This is a genomic window from Streptomyces sp. NPDC052052 (assembly GCF_040680455.1).
In the GTDB taxonomy this organism is placed as follows: Bacteria; Actinomycetota; Actinomycetes; order Streptomycetales; family Streptomycetaceae; genus Streptomyces.
Genome location: NZ_JBFAWU010000008.1, coordinates 243,002 through 259,970 on the forward strand (window position 1 = coordinate 243,002; position 16,969 = coordinate 259,970).

Sequence of the window (16,969 nt, forward strand, 5' to 3'; positions counted from 1 at the left end):
AATCCGCCCATGGAAATCCAGGAACACCTCACCTCGCTCATCGAGGCCGGGAATGCGCTGGCCGCCGCCGCGGAGCAGGCGGGGCCCGGTGCATCCGTGCCGACATGCCCGGGCTGGCAGATACGCCAACTGCTCCGGCACACCGGCATGGTGCATCGCTGGGCGACCGCGTACCTCGTCGAGGGACACACCTCCTACCATCCCGACGGCGGGGAGCCCGAGTTGGACGAGGGGGAACTGCTCGACTGGTTCCGGGAGGGGCACGGTCTGCTGGTGCGCGCACTGCAGAGCGCCCCGGCCGACCTCGACTGCTGGTCCTTCCTGCCCGCGCCCTCACCGCTGGCGTTCTGGGCACGGCGCCAGTCCCACGAGACGACGATCCACCGCGTGGACGCCGAGTCCGCGCGCGGCGGCCCCCTCTCGCCGGTGACACCCGTTCATGCGATGGACGGGATCGACGAACTGTTGTGCGGGCTCCACTCCCGCCCGAAGAGCAGGGTGCGCAGCGACTCACCTCGAACCCTGCGGGTGCGCGCCACGGACACGGATGCGGCGTGGACGGTCCGTATCTCGGCACAGCCTCCGCAGGCCCGACGCGACACCGGGACTCCGGCGGTCGAGGACGACTCGGCGGACTGCGAGTTGAGCGGAACGGCCGAGGAGCTCTACCTGACGCTCTGGAACCGGCTGCCACTCACCGCGATCACGGTGACGGGCGACCCGGCAGTGGCCCGGCTGTGGAGCGAGACCTCGGGAATCACCTGGTCCTGACCGGCGTACGGGAACGGGCCCCGGACGACCCGTCGGCTCTTCGGCGGTTTCGGGCGGCCGCGGGCAGCCGTCGACGCGTTCGGGCGGCCGTCGGGGCCGGTCCGCCTCCGAGGGCCGCAGGGCGTCGAGGGCCCGGCGGATCCCATCAGGCGCTCACCGGTTCCGGTGAGCGCCTCCGGTCGATGCGCCAGGGGTGTCTCGAGGACGGGGCAGGCCGACCGAGCGGGCCAGTTCGGTGACGGCCTCCTCGAAGAAGGCGTCCCGGGCCTCCACCACCTTGTCGAACTGGCCGAAGATCTCGAAGGAGATCAGGCCGAACAGTTGCGACCAGGCGGCGACCAGCGGGACGGCGGCCTCCACTGGAAGACCGGGGGCGAAGTCCGCAGCCATCCGCCCGGCCTCGGCCCGCAGTTCGGCGGCGAGCGGCGGTACGGCGAGCCCGTCCGTGCGGTAGGCCTCGCCGACGATGTCGATCAGGACCAGGGCGACACGGGAGGCGGGGCCGACTGTGGCCTGCGGTGCGGTGTAACCGGGCACGGGCGAGCCGTAGATGAGGGCGTACTCATGAGGGTGGGCCAGGGCCCAGCCGCGTACGGCGCGGGCGACGGCCGTCCAGCGGGCGAGGTGGGGGGCGTCGTCGGCACAGGCAGTGCGATGGGCGGTCTCCGCGGCCTCGCCCAGGGAGTCGTACGCGTCGACGATCAGGGCCGTCAGCAGGTCGTCGCGGCTGGGGAAGTAGCGGTAGAGCGCGGAGGACGCCATACCCAGCTCCCGCGCAACGGCGCGCAGCGACAGCTTGGCGGCACCTTCGGCCGCCAGCCGCCTTTTCGCCTCGTCCATGATGGCGGCCGTGACCTCGACACGGGCCCGTTCCCTGGCTCCTCGGACAGCGCTCATGATCCCCAGTCTGCCACGAAAAGAGCGCCGATCAAATACGAGAGCACCGATCTTGCTTCGGAGCATCGATCCCTGCACACTGATCCCGAACGAGAGCACTGCTCTCTCTCGATGATGGGGGTCACCATGTCTCAGCCGTATTACCTTCAGGGCAACGCGTTCACCGTCCGGATGAACAGCTTCATCGGCTGGCTCGCCCGGCGCGGCGTCAGCCTCCTCGGCACGGCCGAAATGTCGGTACGGGGCCGCAGAAGCGGGCAGATGCAGCGCATCCCCGTAAATCCGCACGCTTACGAGGGCGCGCAGTACCTGGTCTCCGCGCGGGGCCACTCCCAGTGGGTGCGCAACATGCGGGCCGCCGGCGGCGGCGAACTGCGGGTCGGCCGCAGGATCCGCACCTTCACGGCCGTGGAGGTGGCGGACGACGAGCAGAAGATGCAGGTCGTTCGCACCTACCTGGAGCGGTGGGGCTGGGAGGTCAACCAGTACTTCCAGGGCATCACGGCACAGTCCTCGGACGCGGAACTCCTGGCCGCCTGTCCGGACCACCCCGTGTTCCGGATCTCCTTCGAAGGCTGACCGTGCGGCCCGCCCCGCCCCCGGCCGCAGCCGCAGCCGCAGCCGCCGGATCCCACCCGTCGGCCGCCAGGGGTCACCGGCGGCCAGGGGTCACCGGCCGTCAGAGGTCACCGGTCCAGTGCCGACAGAGCCCGCTGGGCCATCGGGTGCGTACGTACCAGCTCGGCCAGCGACGTGGTCCCCCGGGTGATGCCGGCGAACGCGTTCCAGGCCGGGCGGAATCCCGTCAGCACCGCGTGCAGCATTCCGGGACGGCGCTCGAACAGCTTCAGCATCCGCCGCCCGACGCCCATCTCGACCCCCAGACCGGCCTTGATGGCGAAGGCGTAGTTGAGCGCCTGGCGCCGGGCGTCCACCGCATCGTGCGACTCCGCGATCCGGACCGCCCACTCACCGGCGAGCCGCCCCGATCGCAGCGCGTAGGAGATGCCTTCACGGGTCCACGGCTCCAGCAGCCCCGCTGCGTCGCCGCACACCAGCACCCGCCCGCGCGACAGCGGCGAGTCGTCGCTGCGACAACGCGTCAGATGACCGGAGGAGATCTTCGGTTCGAAGCCGGCGAGACCGAGACGGGCGATGAAGTCCTCCAGGTAGCGCTTGGTTCCCGCGCCGTCGCCCCGCGCCGAGATCACACCCACGGTGAGGGTGTCCCCCTTGGGGAACACCCAGCCGTAACTGCCGGGCATGGGGCCCCAGTCGATCAGCACCCGCCCGGCCCAGTCCTCCGCGACCGTCTCCGGAACCGGGATCTCCGCCTCCAGGCCGAGGTCCACCTGGTCGAGTTTCACCCCGACATGAGCCCCTATCCGCCCTGCACTGCCATCCGCACCGACGACCGCGCGGGCCAGGACCGTCTCGCCGCCGGACAGCACCACGGCGACGGTACGCCGGTCCGGCACCGCCGCGCCGTGCTGCTCGACCCTCATCACGGTCGCTCCGGTACGGAGTTCGGCCCCGGCCTTCTGCGCCTCCTCGACCAGCCCCGCATCGAACTCGGGACGGTTGATGAGCCCGAAGAGCATCCGCTTGGAGCGGCGGGTCCGTGCCAGCCTGCCGTTGAGCGAGAACGTGACCGCATGGATCCGGTCCCGCAGCGGCAGCTCGAATCCGGGCGGCAGCGAGTCGCGCGAAAACCCGATGATGCCCCCGCCACAGGTCTTGTAACGGGGCAGTTCCGCCTTCTCCAGGAGCAGCACCCGTCGACCGGTCACCGCTGCCGCGTAGGCCGCGGAGGCTCCGGCCGGTCCACCACCGACTACGACGACGTCCCACACGGACGACTCTTCGTGCTCCTGTACGGCGTCTGCGTTCTCGCTGCTCACGATGTGCTTCTGCTCCCGATCCCACCAGTGGCCCATGCTGCTCACGGCATCCTACGGCGCGATCGGACCGGTGCCCGCTGTGGGAGGATCGTCCCTGTGTTCGCTCTACATGGGCACCACACGCTTGGTGTGCATGTACCCGGATTCGTACACATAACGTCGCACCCACGAGGAGCGTGCCCATGACTGTCCGTCCGATCTCCGAGACCATTGCCTCGTTGATGCCACGCGCGAAGGCGGAACTCACCGAGCTCGTGGCCTTCCGGTCGGTGGCGGACCCCGCGCAGTTCCCGAAGAGCGAGTGCGAGGCGGCTGCCCGCTGGGTCGCCGACGCGCTGCGCGCCGAGGACTTCCAGGATGTCGCCCTGCTCGACACGCCCGACGGCACCCAGTCGGTGTACGGCTTCCTGCCCGGTCCGGCCGGCGCTCCGACCGTGCTGCTCTACGCGCACTACGACGTACAGCCGCCGCTCGACGAGTCCGCCTGGCTCTCCCCGCCGTTCGAACTGACGGAACAGGACGGACGCTGGTACGGCCGAGGCGCGGCCGACTGCAAGGGTGGCTTCATCATGCACCTCCTCGCGCTGCGCGCCCTCAAGGCGGACGGTGGCATCCCGGTCTCCGTCAAGGTGATCGCCGAGGGCTCCGAGGAGCAGGGCACCGGCGGTCTGGAGCAGTACGCCGAGGCGCACCCCGAGCTGCTGACCGCCGACACGATCGTGATCGGCGACACGGGCAACTTCCGGGTCGGCCTGCCGACGGTCACCGCGACGCTGCGCGGTATGACGATGCTGCGGGTCACGCTCGACACGCTCGAAGGGAACCTGCACTCCGGGCAGTTCGGCGGCGCCGCTCCGGACGCGCTGGCAGCGATGATCCAACTGCTCGCCTCGCTGCGCGCCGAGGACGGCAGCACGACCGTCGACGGGCTCGCCTCGGACGCCGAATGGGACGGACTGGATTACACCGAGGCCGAGTTCCGCAAGGACGCGAAGGTCCTCGACGGGGTCGGGCTGATCGGCTCCGGCACGGTCGCCGACCGGCTCTGGGCGCGGCCCGCCGTCACCGTCATCGGAATCGACTGCCCGCCGGTGGTCGGGGCGACACCGTCGCTGCAGGCGAGCGCCCGGGCGCAGGTCAGTCTGCGAGTGCCGCCGGGGCAGGACGCCGCGGAGGCGACCGCGCTGCTGACCGCCCATCTGGAGGCGCACGCCCCGTGGGGTGCCAGGCTGACGGTGGAACAGGTCGGCCAGGGCCAGCCGTTCCGCGCGGACGTCTCCAGCCCGGCATACGTGTCGATGGCGCAGGCCATGGAAGTCGCCTACCCCGGCGAGAAGATGCAGTCGGCCGGGATGGGCGGGTCGATCCCGCTCTGCAACACCCTCGCCGCCCTCTATCCGGAGGCCGAGATCCTCCTGATCGGTCTGAGCGAGCCGGAGGCACAGATCCACGCGGTCAACGAGAGCGTGTCTCCGGAGGAGTTGGAGCGACTTTCCCTCGCCGAGGCCCTGTTCCTGCGGAACTACGCAGAATCCAAGCAGAACTGACTAGCCGTCAGCACTGACTGACTGTCCGTCCCGACCATGCCGGTTGCCCGCGGGTCCCGGCCGGCCGTGCTCCCCGGATCCGGTCCCGCCCGCCCGGCGGGTCCCGGCCGGGCAGTCCATGGCGCGTAAGGGCCACCGGTTCCCCGGACGTCCGGGGAACCGCGTCCCGACGGGGTTCCGCACGGCGATCCGCTCTCCGTGGCGGCCTCAGCCGTGCTGCGCGCCTCAGCCGACCGGGACTCCGGCCTCCAGATTGAGCACGGTCGACCGCTCCCGGGCGCGCAGCGCCCAGCGCAGCCGTGCATACCGGGTGGGAGGCAGCATCGTGGCCGCTTCCTCCTCGGTGACGAACCGCCAGTCACGCAGTTCGGAACCCTGAAGCAGGAGCCGTGCGGCGTCCGCCCCGGCCAGCAGGCCGCCGTCGAAGAGCATCCTCAGCCCTCCGTATCCGGGCGGTTTCGGCTCCTCCCAGTCGACGACGAGCAGTTTCGGCGGCTGTTCGAGGTGGATTCCTATCTCCTCGGCCACCTCGCGGATCCCGGCCTGGGCCGGCGCCTCGCCGGCCTCGACCACTCCGCCCGGGAACTCCCATCCGGGCTTGTACGTCGGATCCACGAGCAGTACCCGGTCGTGTTCGTCGAAGAGGAGCACCCCTGCCGCGACGGTCTCCGCGGTCGGTTCGGACGTCTGCACGATCTGGCACGCGGTGGCCGCTCCGGTGCGGACCGCCTCGGCGATCCGGCAGGCCGTTTCGCGCGGAGTGAGCAGGCTGGTGTCGATGGTGTGCGCGTCCCGGGTGAGCCAGCCCAGAGCCGTCCGGTACGGCTCGATGTGGTCATAGGCCCACTGCCGGATCCGTTCGCTGCGCTCCGGATCGTCGGCGAACTCCACCCGGCCGGCGATCCGTTCGCGCAGGATCGTTTCCTCGGGTGAGAGCAGGACATGGCACACGGGTATGCGCCGCGCGGCCAGCCCTCCGAAGATCTCGTCCCGGTACTCCTGCCGCAGCAGTGTCATCGGCACCACCAGAACCCCGGACACCTCGGCCAGCAGTGCCGCGGCGGCGTCCACCACCAGACGCCGCCAGATCGGCAGGTCCTGGAAGTCCGTCACCTCGGCGAGCTTCTTCTGGGGCAACAGATACCGCAGTCCCGCGCCGATCAGCTCGGGGTCGTAGAACGTGCTGTTCGGGATCAGATCGACCAGCTCGCGCGCGGCGCTCGTCTTGCCGGCGCTGAACGTTCCGTTGATCCAGACGATCACGGTTCCCCCTCCTCCGTAGCCCCCTGTGGCTTGCCCGCAACACCCTGCTGCGAAAACCCGACGGCGATCCTGTCGCATGAACGGGGCGGCCGGATTCCGTCGGTGGGCGGCCCACTGTACGAGCCCCGGCTCCGGACCTGCCACGGAAGTGCCGGAAGGCCGCCAGAAGACGCTCGCCGTCCCTCGCCCATCCCGCACATGTGGCGGACGCTCCATCGATGTGCATTTCCCCTCGATCCGTCCTAGTTTGGGCAACGTAAGGATTCGTCCACGCGAGGAGTCGCAATGGCTCACGGAAGCGGCAAGGACAAGCTCACGGGCAAAGCCAAGGAAGCCTTGGGCAAGATGACCGGCAACCGTCGCAAGGAAGCCGAGGGCAAGGCCGAACAGGCCAAGGCGCGGGCGAAAGAAGCCCTGGATGAGACCGAGAAGCACGTACCCGGAAAGTCCGGGCTGAAGGATCCGCTGACCCCCGACGACAAGTAGGGGAAGTCCCCGGGCCCCCGTCCGAGCGGCGGGGGCCCGGCCACAGCACAGCAGCCCATTATCGAACGCGTGTGCCATCACATGTTCAGTGGCAGGGCCCGCAGCGTACCGGTAAGGAGCCGACCGAGGCCCACGACGAGCGGGATCAGCCGGAGGCACGCGCCCTGATCCGGGTGCCGCGGGTCGCCGCTCCCTGCTTCCGGATCCTCCGCCGCGAGTCCGGGTCGCGGGCTCTCCTCACTTGGTCGACCCCAGCGTCAGCCCCGCGATGAAGTGGCGCTGGAGCAGGAGGAAGACCACCAGGGTGGGCAGGGCGACGATCACCGCGCCGGCCGCCAGGAGGTTGTAGTCGGTGAAGAACTGCCCACGAAGGTTGTTGAGGGCCGAAGTGATGGGGAGTTTGTCGCCGTCGGAGACGAAGACCAGCGCCCAGAGGAAATCGTTGTACATCCAGGTGAACTGGAGTGTGCCGAGCGCCGCGAGGGCCGGTCGGCACAGCGGGAGGGTGATGCGCCAGTACTGCGCCCAGACACCCGCGCCGTCGACGACGGCGGCCTCCAGGATCTCCTGCGGAAGTGTGCGCATGAAGTTGGCCAGGACGAAGACGCAGAAGCCGATCTGGAAGCCGATCTGCACGACCAGGACGGCCCAGTAGGAGTCGTACATCGTCATCGAGTCGGACATCCAGTACGGCAGGGGGATGCGGTTGAAGACCACGTACAGCGGGGTCACGATCACCTGCTGCGGCAACAGGTTCCCCGCGGTGAAGAGCATCAGCAGGACGATCCCGCCGCGCAGCTTCAGCCGGGCCAGCGCGAAGGCCACGAACGAAGCGAGAAACAGGGTGACGAGTACCCCGGGAACAGCGATGATCATGGTGTTGACGAAGTACTGCGTCATCCCCGAGTCGACGAACGCCTGCCGGTAGTAGTCGAAGGAGAGATGCCGCGGCAGCGAGAAGTAGCCGTACTCCGAGGTTTCCTCGTACGGGCGCAGCGAGGCGTAGACGGCGAGCAGCAGGGGGGCGAGGAAGCCGAGGGAGACCGCCACCAGGAAGGCGTGCAGACCCAGCCGGCCGGGGCGGAGTCTGCGGCGGACGGTGACGGGTACCGCGGTAGCGGGCTCGGCGGCGGGGCGGGCGGGGGTGTCGACGGTCATCGGTTCCTCTCCCCTCGGAGCTCCTGGACCAGGTACGTCACGACGAACCCGAGGGAGACGGTCAGCAGGACGACGGCGATGGCCGAGCCGAAACCGATCCGGGCCGCCTCGCCGATGATGTTGTCCGTGACGAGCACCGAGAGCAGTTCGAGCCCGTTGCGGCCATGGTTGACGGCGTACACGATGTCGAAGGCACGCAGGGACTCGATGACGGTGATGACGCCGACGATGACATTCACCGGACGCAGGGTGGGGAAGACGATGCGGAAGAACGTCTGGATCTCGTTCGCCCCGTCGATGGCCGCGGCTTCCTTCAGGGAGGTGTCGACGGCCTTGAGCCCGGCGAGGTAGAGGATCATCACGTAGCCGGTGTGCCGCCAGGCCGCGGCGAGCAGGATCATCCAGAGGTTGAGGTCGGGGTCACCGAGCCAGTCGGTCGGCGATCCGGTGTCCCCGAGGATCGCGTTGAGCGCGCCCTGGTCCCGGGAGAAGATCAGCTGCGCGATGAAGCCGACCACGGCGAGCGACAGCACGACCGGCATGTACAGCGTCGACTGGTAGAAGCGACTGAATCGCACGCCCCGGTCGATGAGTACCGCGAGGAGCAGTCCGAACGGCGCGGCGACGAGGCCGAGGAAGGCCAGCCAGAGCAGGTTGTGCCGGGCGGCGGGCCAGAACTGCGGGTAGTTGGTGAACAGGTTCGTGTAGTTCTGCGTACCGACCCATTCGATGTCGCCGATCCCGTCCCACCTGGTGAAGGAGAGCAGGACGGAGGCGAGGGTCGGGCCCCACACGACAGCGAGGTCGAGCAGGACCGGGATGCCGAGCAGCAGACCGATGACGACGAGGTCGCGGCCGGAGAACCGCCGGGTGCCCCGTCGTTCGGTGCGCCGCCCCGAGAGGAACGACACGGTCGGTACTCCAGGTTCAGTCGGAGGCGAAGACGGTCTTCTTCTGCCGCTCGATGCCGTTGACCAGACCGTCCACATCGTTCGGGTTGCTGATGAACTCCTGGATGGCCGGGATCATGACGGTCGAGGCGAAGTCCGGCCGGGTGTCGCGGTCCAGGAACTGTGAGATGTTCTTCGCGCCGGAGACGAGCTCCACGGCCTTCTTCTGGAGCGCCGAGTAACGGGAGGTGTCCGCCTGGTCGTTGACCGCGATGTTGTTGGGATCGCTCTTGAGGTAGATGTCCTCGGCCTTGCCGGTGGCCAGCCACTTCAGGAGGTCCTTGGCGCTCTCCATGGCCTTCTTGTTCCTGAGGTTCTTCGACTTCTTCGCCAGCAGGAAGCCGTCGATGGGTGCCTCGACCGCGTCCTGGCCGTGCTCGGGGGCGATGACCGGGAAGGGGAAGAAGTCGATGTCCTCCTGCTCACCCTCGGGGAACTGGGCGCCGGGGTGCGGCAGTCCGAAGACCGCCATGCCGGCCTCCTTCTTCTGCAGGCTGGTCGCCGCCTCCTGCCAGGTACGGCCGTTGGCACCCGGCTGGCAGTACGGCAGGAGACGCCGCCAGGTGTCGAAGACCTCCTTGACCCTCTTGTCCGTCCAGGATCCCTCACCGGCCATCAGGCTCTTGTGGAACGCATAGCCGTTGGTCCGCATGTTGATGTAGTCGAAGGTGCCCATCGCCGGCCAGCCGTCCTTGTCGCAGAACGCGATGGGGTCGAGCTTGTCCTTCTTCATCTGCCGGGCGAGCGCCACGTACTCGTCGAGCGTCCCGGGTGCCTGGTAGCCGCGCTCGGCGAAGAGGCTCTTACGGTGGAAGACCGCCCAGGGGTAGTAGTAGTACGGCGTGAGGTACTGCTTCCCGTCCTCGCCGGTGGACTGCGACTTGAGCGCGTCCGAGAAGCCCTCGTACTGCTGCCAGTTGTCGCTGATGTCGTACAGCAGGCCCTTCTTGGCGAAGAACTGCATCCGGTAGCCGGCGAACCACATGAAGACGTCGTCCGGATTGCCCTGCAAGTACTTGTTGATGTTCTCCTGGAAGGTGTTGTGGTCGACCGTGTTCACCGCGATCTTCCGGCCGCCGGACTGTGCCTCGTAGGCCTTGAACGCCTCGGCGAACGCCTTCTTCGGAACGGGGTCCGAGGAGTTCGACCCCATGTGGATCGTCCTGCCGTCGCCACCGGGGCCGCCGCCGCAGGCGGTGAGCAGCGAAGGAAGCGTGATCGCACCGATGCCGACCGCCGTGCCACGCAGGAGGCTTCGGCGGGACATCCGATGCCCTGCCACGCTGCCCGGCAGACCTGAACCGTCGTACGAAGAGTGTGCCATGACCCCCTCCTTCGGGAAGTCAACCCAACACAACCGAACGTGCGATGGATCTCACCGTCAACTCACGCCCCAGTCAAGGGTTTTGACGAGATACCCGACAACCGCAGCCTCCCCCTCTTCCAACAGACTCCAACACGTCCTAACGTATTCGCGCGCCTTTGGCGTGAACCTGACGCTACTCGATCAGGCACGAGTACGGAGGAACGTAATGATGCGTCATCTTCCCACCCGTACCACCCGAACGGTCCGCAGCAGAGTCGTCGGAGCGTTGGCGGCCGGACTGCTCTGCGCGGCGGGAGCAACCGCTCCGGCCGTGGCGGACTCACCGACTCCGGCGACGGATACGGCGACGGATACGGCAACCGTCCCGCAGTCCGACAACGGTCTCGCCCTCACCCCGCCGATGGGGTTCAACAACTGGAACTCCACCCACTGCCGCGCCGAGTTCGACGAGTCGATGGTCAAGGGCATCGCGGACATCTTCGTCGCCAAGGGCCTCAAGGACGCCGGTTACCAGTACGTCAACCTCGACGACTGCTGGGCGAAGCCGCAGCGCAACGCGGACGGAAAACTTGAGGCCGACCCGGTGCGTTTCCCCAACGGCATCGAGGCCGTCGCGGACTACGTACACGCCAGAGGGCTCAAGCTCGGCATCTACACCAGCGCCGGCACGAAGACATGCGACAGCGTCGGTCTGCCGGGGGCGCTGGGGCATGAGTACAGCGATGCGCAGCAGTTCGCGGACTGGGGTGTGGACTACCTCAAGTACGACAACTGCAACAACCAGGGCGTCGACGCGAAGCTGCGCTACACGACCATGCGTGACGCGCTGGCGGCCACCGGACGCCCCATCGTCTACAGCATCTGCGAATGGGGCCAGAACCAGCCCTGGGAGTGGGCCGCCGACGTCGGCAATCTCTGGCGCACGACGGGCGACATCAACGACAGCTGGAGCAGCATGCTGTCCATCATGAAGCAGAACCTGCCGCTCGCCGCCGCCGCGGGACCGGGGCACTGGAACGACCCGGACATGCTCGAAGTCGGCAACGGCGGCATGACGGACACCGAGTACCGCACCCACTTCTCCATGTGGTCCATGATGGCGGCACCGCTGCTGATCGGTTCCGATCTGCGCAAGGCGACAGCGGAGACCTTCGAGATCCTCTCCAACCGGGAGGTCATCGCCGTCGACCAGGACCCGCTGGGCAAGCAGGGCACTGTTCTCTCCTCCGCCGAAGGACGGTGGGTCGTCGCCAAGGAGATGCAGGACGGCAGCCGGGTCGTGGCGCTCTTCAACGAGACCGGCAACGCTCAGCGCATCTCGACGACCGCGGAGGCGGCCGGGCTGCCGAGGGCCGCCGGCTACACGATGCGCGACCTGTGGAAGCACACGACGTACAACACGGCCGGCTCCGTCTCGGCCACCGTCCCGGCGCACGGCACGGTGCTGCTGCGCGTCGCCGCCGACGGCGCGTGGGCCGCACACCCGCCGGCCGTGGAACTGGACCTGGACGGCAGCCCGTTGATGGAAGCGGGCCGCACCGAACCGTTGACGACGTCGGTCACCGACCTGGGTCGCACGCCCGCCGAGAAGGTCTCCACGGCCCTTACCGGACCGTCGGGCTGGCGGATCGAGGCGCAGTCGCCGACCGGGTCCGCGGCCCTGCCGAGCGGCCGGGCGCTGACCACACGCTGGCAGGTGACACCGCCCGCGGGCACGGCCACCGGCACGTACGAGCTGACGCTCGGCGTCAGGTACCGCTCACCGGCCGGAACGCCTGCCCGGTCCTCGGTCCCGTTCCAGGCCCATGTGGTGGTCGCACCGCCGACGGGCAGCAGCTACCTCAGCGATCTGCCGTGGCTCTCCGCGTCCAGCGGCTGGGGGCCGGTCGAGCGGGACACCAGCAACGGCGAGAGCGGCGCGGGCGACGGCAACCCACTCACGATCGGCGGCACCGTCTTCACCAAGGGGCTCGGGGTGCACGCGCCGAGCACGGTCGAGTTCTACGCCGGCGGGGCGTGCAGCGCCGTGACCGCGCAGGTCGGCGTCGACGACGAGAAGGGCACCAGGGGCAGCGTGACGTTCGAGATCTGGGCGGACGGCACGAAGGCCGCGTCGACCGGAGTGCTGACCAATGCCATGGCCGCACAGCCGATCACCGCGGATGTGCGCGGCGCGCAGGTGGTCCGTCTGGTGGTCGGCGACGGCGGGGACGGCACCGACTCCGACCACGCCGACTGGGCGGACCTGCGGATGGAGTGCTGATCCGGAGCGGGTGCAGGAGTCCGCGAGAAGGGCCAGGAACCGGTCCGGGGCGGTACACATGCCCCGGGCCGCGGTCCGTCGGCGTCCCCCCGCACGGCTGCCGAAGCGTAGCCGTCGTCGCACACGAAACCCTCCGGCGGCCGGTCGGGTTCAGCAGGTCGGCTCGGCCGGGGCCGCCGTTCCGCCCGGCCGGGCCGTCCATGCGGCGGCCGCTGCGCCCACCAGACCGGCGTCCGTGCCCATCACGGCCGGAGCCACCGTGAGCCGCTGCACGAAGGAGAGCGTGGCGTAGTCGCTCAGGGCACGGCGCAGCGGGGCGAACAGGACCTCGCCCGCGCCTGCCACTCCCCCGCCGATCACGGCGATGTCGATCTCGACGAGCGCGGCGGTGGCGGCGATCGCGGCGGCCAGCGCACGCGCGGCACGCTCGAACGACGCCATCGCGACGGGATGCCCGGCCCGCGCCGCAGCGGCCACGGCGGCGGCCGTCGCGTCACCGTCCGGTCCGGGCCGCCACCCGCCCTGCAGCGCCCGCCGCGCGATGTTCGGACCGCTGGCGATTCCCTCGACGCAGCCACGGGAACCGCAAGGGCACGGGGCTCCGTCCAGATCGACACTGATATGACCTATGTGGCCGGCGTTGCCGGTGGGGCCCGCGTGCAGCCTGCCGTCCAGGACCAGGCCGCCACCCACCCCGGTCGACACGACCAGGCAGAGCGCGTTGTCATGGCCTCGGGCCGCACCCAGCCAGTACTCGGCCGCGGTCATCGCGACCCCGTCACCGACCAGTTCGACGGGCAGCCCACCGGTGGCATCCCGTACCCGGCCCACCAGGGGGAAGCGGCGCCAGCCCGGAACGTTGACGGGGCTGACCGTGCCGGCCGACGCATCGACCGGACCCGCGCTGCCGATGCCGACGGCGGCCACCCGCTCCCACAACGGCGAGGCGGTCAGCTCGGCCAGCACATCCGTCACCGCACCCATGACCCGCTCGCCGCTCTCCCGGGCGGGCGTCGGCCGCTGCGCCCGTACGAGCAGCGCACCCGTGCCGTCGATCAGGGCTCCGGCGGTCTTGGTGCCGCCGATGTCGAACGCGGCGACGAGGTCGGTTTGCATCTGCGGGAAGCTCCGGACGAGTGAGGGCGGGACCTGCATCTTCCGTGCAGGTCCGGACAGTCTCCCGACAGCTGACAACGTTGTCCAGGCTTATGCTCGACGCCACACTCCCAGGCCCGCTCCACGGCACCCGCCCGCGGGCCCGGCGGCAGCCCGCACCCCGAGGACAGGACAGCGCACCGTGGCCGAGACCACCCGTCACCCCGAGCCCCGTTACGGCAACCGGCCGACCATGAAGGATGTCGCCGCCCGCGCCGGGGTGGGTCTCAAGACGGTCTCGCGTGTGGTCAACAGCGAGCCCGGGGTCACCCCGGACACGGAGCGCCGGGTGCAGGAGGCGATCGACGCGCTGGGTTTCCGCCGCAACGACAGCGCACGCGTGCTCCGCAAGGGGCGTACCGCCTCCATAGGCCTGGTCCTGGAGGATCTCGCCGACCCCTTCTACGGCCCGCTGAGCCGTGCCGTGGAGGAGGTGGCCCGCGCGCACGGCGCCCTGCTCATCAACGGGTCGAGCGCGGAGGATCCGGAGCGCGAGCAGGAGCTCGTGCTCGCCCTGTGTGCGCGCCGGGTGGACGGGCTGATCGTGATCCCCGCCGGTGACGACCATCGCTATCTGGAACCGGAGATGAAGGCGGGTGTCGCCACCGTCTTCGTGGACCGCCCGGCCGTCGGTATCGACGCCGACATGGTGCTCTCCGACAGCTTCGGCGGCGCCCGCGAGGGTGTCGCCCATCTGATCGCGCACGGTCATCGCAGGATCGGATTCATCGGTGACCAGCCCCGTATCCACACCGCCACCGAGCGGTTGCGCGGCTATCACGCCGCGATGGCGGACGCCGGGATCCCGGTCCGGGACTCCTGGGTCTCTCTCGGCTCCACCGATCCCGCGCGGGTCCGGGCGGCGGCCGAGGCCATGCTCTCGGGCCCCGATCCCGTCACCGCCCTGTTCGCGGGCAACAACCGTGTGACCGTCACGGCGGTACGAGTGCTGGCGGAGCGGAAGCGTCCGATCGCCCTGGTCGGATTCGACGACATCGAACTCGCCGATCTGCTCGGCATCACGGTCATCTCCCAGGACGCCGCGGCGGTGGGGCGGACGGCGGCCGAGCACCTCTTCCGCCGACTGGACGGCGTGGACGACGCCCCGGCGCGGGTGGAGCTGCCGACCACGCTCATCGCACGCGGCTCCGGCGAGCTTCCGCCTGCCTGAACCGGGGCGAGGTTCCGCCCGCGCCCGGATCGAAGCGGCCGCCCGGCCCCGGCGGGTGTCGGGGCCGGTCCCGGTCAGGTTCCGGCGGTGCCGGCCCCGGGGCGCCCGGCGAACATGTCCAGATCCGCGCGTGTCAGCCCGGTGAGGCGGGCGACCTCGGCGTCGTCCAGTGCGCCGCAGTCGATGCCGCGCAGCAGATAGCCGCTGAGCGCCCTGGCGGTGGCGGGTTCGTCCATGACATCGCCTGCGGCCTTTGCCGCATACGCGGCAAGCCGGGCCGCGGCCTGGTCCAGGCCCTCACGGTAGAAGGTGTACACGGCCGCGTAACGGGTCGGCAGATGGCCCGGGTGCATGTCCCAGCCCTGGTAGTAGGCGCGGGCCAGCGCACGGCGGGTGAGGCGGTAATGGAGCCGCCATGCCTCGTGGACCTGGTGGGTGGGGCCGACCGGGAGGACATTGGTCGAGCCGTCCGACACGCGTACGCCCGTGCCGGCGGCAGCAACCTGCATGACGGCCTTCGCGTGGTCCGCGGCCGGATGGTCGCTCGCCTGGTGGGCGGGGCTGACGCCGACGCCGGCGCTGTAGTCGAAGGTTCCGTAGTGCAGTCCGGTGGCGCGCCCCTGTGCGGCATCGATCATGCGGGCGACCGCGGCGGTGCCGTCGGCGGCGAGGACGGACTGGCTGGTCTCGATCTGGATCTCGAAGCCGATCCGGCCGGCCGGCAGCCCGTGCGCCCCCTCGAACGCTTCGAGGAGCCGGACGAAGGCCGCGACCTGGGCGGGGTACGTCACCTTGGGCAGGGTGAGGACCAGACCGTCGGGGAGACCGCCCGCCCGCATCAGGCCGGTGAGGAAGATGTCCGTGGTACGGATGGAGCGGTCGCGTACGGCAGCCTCCATGCACTTCATCCGGATGCCCATGTACGGGGCCGCCGTACCGCACGCGTACGCCTCCGACACGAGCCGGGCCGCGCGGGCGGCGGCCTCGTCCTCCTCGGCGTCGGAGCGGAGCCCGTATCCGTCCTCGAAGTCGATGCGCAGGTCCTCGACCGGTTCGCGTTCCAGCTTGGCGCGTACCCGGTCGTGGACGGATCCCGCGTATGCCTCCGGGATGCCGAGGACGGAGGCGAACGAGGCCTCGTCGGGTGCATGGGTATCGAGGGCCTTCAGGGCCTGGTTCCCCCACGAACGGATGGTGCGGGCACCGAACGCGTCGCCCGGAACGTAGACCGTATGGACCGGCTGGCGCGTCCCGGGGTCTCCCGGGTAGCGGCGGGCGAGCTCGGCGTCGACCTCGGCAAGGGAGGCGCCGATCTCCTCGCTGACCGCACCGGCGAGGCTTGTTGCCGCCTTCTCCCGCTGTCCCATGTCCGCCCCTCCGCAGTCCGGTCGTTCCGCTTCCCGGATTCGATGGTCCGCAGCGAAGCCATCGGTCCCTCGAACCCGTGTCCATGGTGATCGGTTCCCGCAGCGGCGGCCCGGCAACCAGCCTGCGGGGCAGCCGCCGGGAAGCGCCCGTGCGGTCGGGAAGCCCGACTCCCTCTTCCCCATCGGCATTCCGGCGCCGACGCAGCACGGTCCGGGGCCGGTGGTGGGGATCACCACGCGGCCCCGGACCGTGGAGGAGAGGGGCGGAGCTTGCGGACGGATCAGCCCTTGCGGGACTTGACCTCGTCGGTGAGCTGGGGGACGACGTCGAAGAGGTCACCGACGACGCCGTAGTCGACGAGGTCGAAGATCGGGGCCTCGGGGTCCTTGTTGATCGCGACGATCGTCTTCGAGGTCTGCATGCCGGCCCGGTGCTGGATCGCGCCGGAGATACCGGAGGCGATGTACAGCTGCGGGGAGACACTCTTACCGGTCTGGCCGACCTGGTTGGAGTGCGGGTACCAGCCCGCGTCGACCGCCGCACGCGAGGCACCGACGGCCGCACCCAGCGAGTCGGCCAGCGCCTCGATGACCGCGAAGTTCTCGGCACCGTTGACACCACGCCCGCCGGAGACCACGATCGCGGCCTCGGTCAGCTCCGGACGCCCGGTCGACTCGCGCGGGGTGCGCGACAGCACCTTCGTGCCGGTCGC

15 protein-coding genes are annotated in these 16,969 nt (G+C 69.8%); 6 read left to right on the top strand and 9 right to left on the bottom strand.

Features of this window, described 5'->3' with window-relative positions; translation table 11 throughout:
* The first annotated feature begins 9 nt into the window (after positions 1-9).
* Positions 10-771: a maleylpyruvate isomerase family mycothiol-dependent enzyme gene (locus tag AB0L71_RS12595; RefSeq protein ID WP_365241485.1), complete on the top strand. Its 762-nt coding sequence runs from the start codon at positions 10-12 to the stop codon at positions 769-771.
* Positions 772-924: 153 nt separating this feature from the next.
* Here the strand turns inward: AB0L71_RS12595 and AB0L71_RS12600 are convergent, their stop codons facing one another.
* Positions 925-1,668 (bottom strand): TetR/AcrR family transcriptional regulator, encoded by a 744-nt coding sequence (locus tag AB0L71_RS12600; RefSeq protein WP_365241488.1) that lies wholly within the window; start codon positions 1,666-1,668, stop codon positions 925-927.
* Positions 1,669-1,794: 126 nt separating this feature from the next.
* Between AB0L71_RS12600 and AB0L71_RS12605 the strand changes: the two genes are divergently transcribed.
* On the top strand, positions 1,795-2,247 hold the full coding sequence (locus AB0L71_RS12605; RefSeq protein WP_365241490.1) for a nitroreductase/quinone reductase family protein: 453 nt from the start codon (positions 1,795-1,797) through the stop codon (positions 2,245-2,247).
* Between the two features lie 107 nt (positions 2,248-2,354).
* Here AB0L71_RS12605 and AB0L71_RS12610 read toward each other — a convergent pair whose 3' ends face one another.
* Positions 2,355-3,569, bottom strand: a complete 1,215-nt coding sequence (locus AB0L71_RS12610) for a geranylgeranyl reductase family protein (protein ID WP_365241493.1) — start codon at positions 3,567-3,569, stop codon at positions 2,355-2,357.
* A 182-nt stretch (positions 3,570-3,751) separates the two neighbouring features.
* Here AB0L71_RS12610 and AB0L71_RS12615 point away from each other — a divergent pair, with 182 nt between their 5' ends.
* On the top strand, positions 3,752-5,116 hold the full coding sequence (locus tag AB0L71_RS12615; protein ID WP_365241496.1) for a dipeptidase: 1,365 nt from the start codon (positions 3,752-3,754) through the stop codon (positions 5,114-5,116).
* Positions 5,117-5,341: 225 nt separating this feature from the next.
* Here AB0L71_RS12615 and AB0L71_RS12620 read toward each other — a convergent pair whose 3' ends face one another.
* The gene (locus AB0L71_RS12620) at positions 5,342-6,379 is read right to left on the bottom strand and encodes an NUDIX hydrolase (protein WP_365241499.1); all 1,038 of its coding nucleotides are present in this window, start codon (positions 6,377-6,379) and stop codon (positions 5,342-5,344) included.
* A gap of 285 nt (positions 6,380-6,664) precedes the next feature.
* Between AB0L71_RS12620 and AB0L71_RS12625 the strand changes: the two genes are divergently transcribed.
* The gene (locus AB0L71_RS12625) at positions 6,665-6,865 is read left to right on the top strand and encodes a CsbD family protein (RefSeq protein WP_365241502.1); all 201 of its coding nucleotides are present in this window, start codon (positions 6,665-6,667) and stop codon (positions 6,863-6,865) included.
* A gap of 237 nt (positions 6,866-7,102) precedes the next feature.
* Here AB0L71_RS12625 and AB0L71_RS12630 read toward each other — a convergent pair whose 3' ends face one another.
* The 3 genes from AB0L71_RS12630 to AB0L71_RS12640 are packed head-to-tail and all read right to left on the bottom strand — an operon-like array spanning position 7,103 to position 10,240.
* Complete coding sequence (locus tag AB0L71_RS12630; RefSeq protein ID WP_365241505.1) at positions 7,103-8,023, bottom strand: carbohydrate ABC transporter permease; 921 nt, start codon at positions 8,021-8,023, stop codon at positions 7,103-7,105.
* Positions 8,020-8,934 carry a sugar ABC transporter permease gene (locus AB0L71_RS12635; RefSeq protein ID WP_365241508.1) on the bottom strand — a complete coding sequence of 305 codons (915 nt, stop codon included), beginning with the start codon at positions 8,932-8,934 and terminating at the stop codon, positions 8,020-8,022. The genes AB0L71_RS12630 and AB0L71_RS12635 overlap by 4 nt, the downstream gene beginning before the upstream one ends.
* Positions 8,935-8,950: 16 nt before the next feature.
* Positions 8,951-10,240, bottom strand: a complete 1,290-nt coding sequence (locus AB0L71_RS12640) for an ABC transporter substrate-binding protein (protein WP_365241543.1) — start codon at positions 10,238-10,240, stop codon at positions 8,951-8,953.
* Between the two features lie 268 nt (positions 10,241-10,508).
* On the opposite strand from AB0L71_RS12640, the gene AB0L71_RS12645 reads away from it, so the two are divergent.
* Positions 10,509-12,563, top strand: coding sequence for an NPCBM/NEW2 domain-containing protein (locus AB0L71_RS12645; protein WP_365241546.1), 2,055 nt, complete (start codon positions 10,509-10,511; stop codon positions 12,561-12,563).
* A gap of 150 nt (positions 12,564-12,713) precedes the next feature.
* Here AB0L71_RS12645 and AB0L71_RS12650 read toward each other — a convergent pair whose 3' ends face one another.
* A complete protein-coding gene (locus tag AB0L71_RS12650; protein ID WP_365241511.1) occupies positions 12,714-13,679 on the bottom strand; it encodes an ROK family protein in 966 nt (321 codons plus the stop codon).
* Positions 13,680-13,860: 181 nt separating this feature from the next.
* Between AB0L71_RS12650 and AB0L71_RS12655 the strand changes: the two genes are divergently transcribed.
* Positions 13,861-14,889, top strand: coding sequence for a LacI family DNA-binding transcriptional regulator (locus AB0L71_RS12655; protein WP_365241513.1), 1,029 nt, complete (start codon positions 13,861-13,863; stop codon positions 14,887-14,889).
* A gap of 74 nt (positions 14,890-14,963) precedes the next feature.
* On the opposite strand, the gene AB0L71_RS12660 is transcribed toward AB0L71_RS12655, so the two are convergent.
* Positions 14,964-16,256 carry an aldolase gene (locus AB0L71_RS12660; protein WP_365241516.1) on the bottom strand — a complete coding sequence of 431 codons (1,293 nt, stop codon included), beginning with the start codon at positions 16,254-16,256 and terminating at the stop codon, positions 14,964-14,966.
* Positions 16,257-16,537: 281 nt separating this feature from the next.
* Positions 16,538-16,969, bottom strand: a 432-nt coding sequence (locus AB0L71_RS12665; protein WP_365241518.1) for an electron transfer flavoprotein subunit alpha/FixB family protein, incomplete at its 5' end; no start/stop codon positions are given.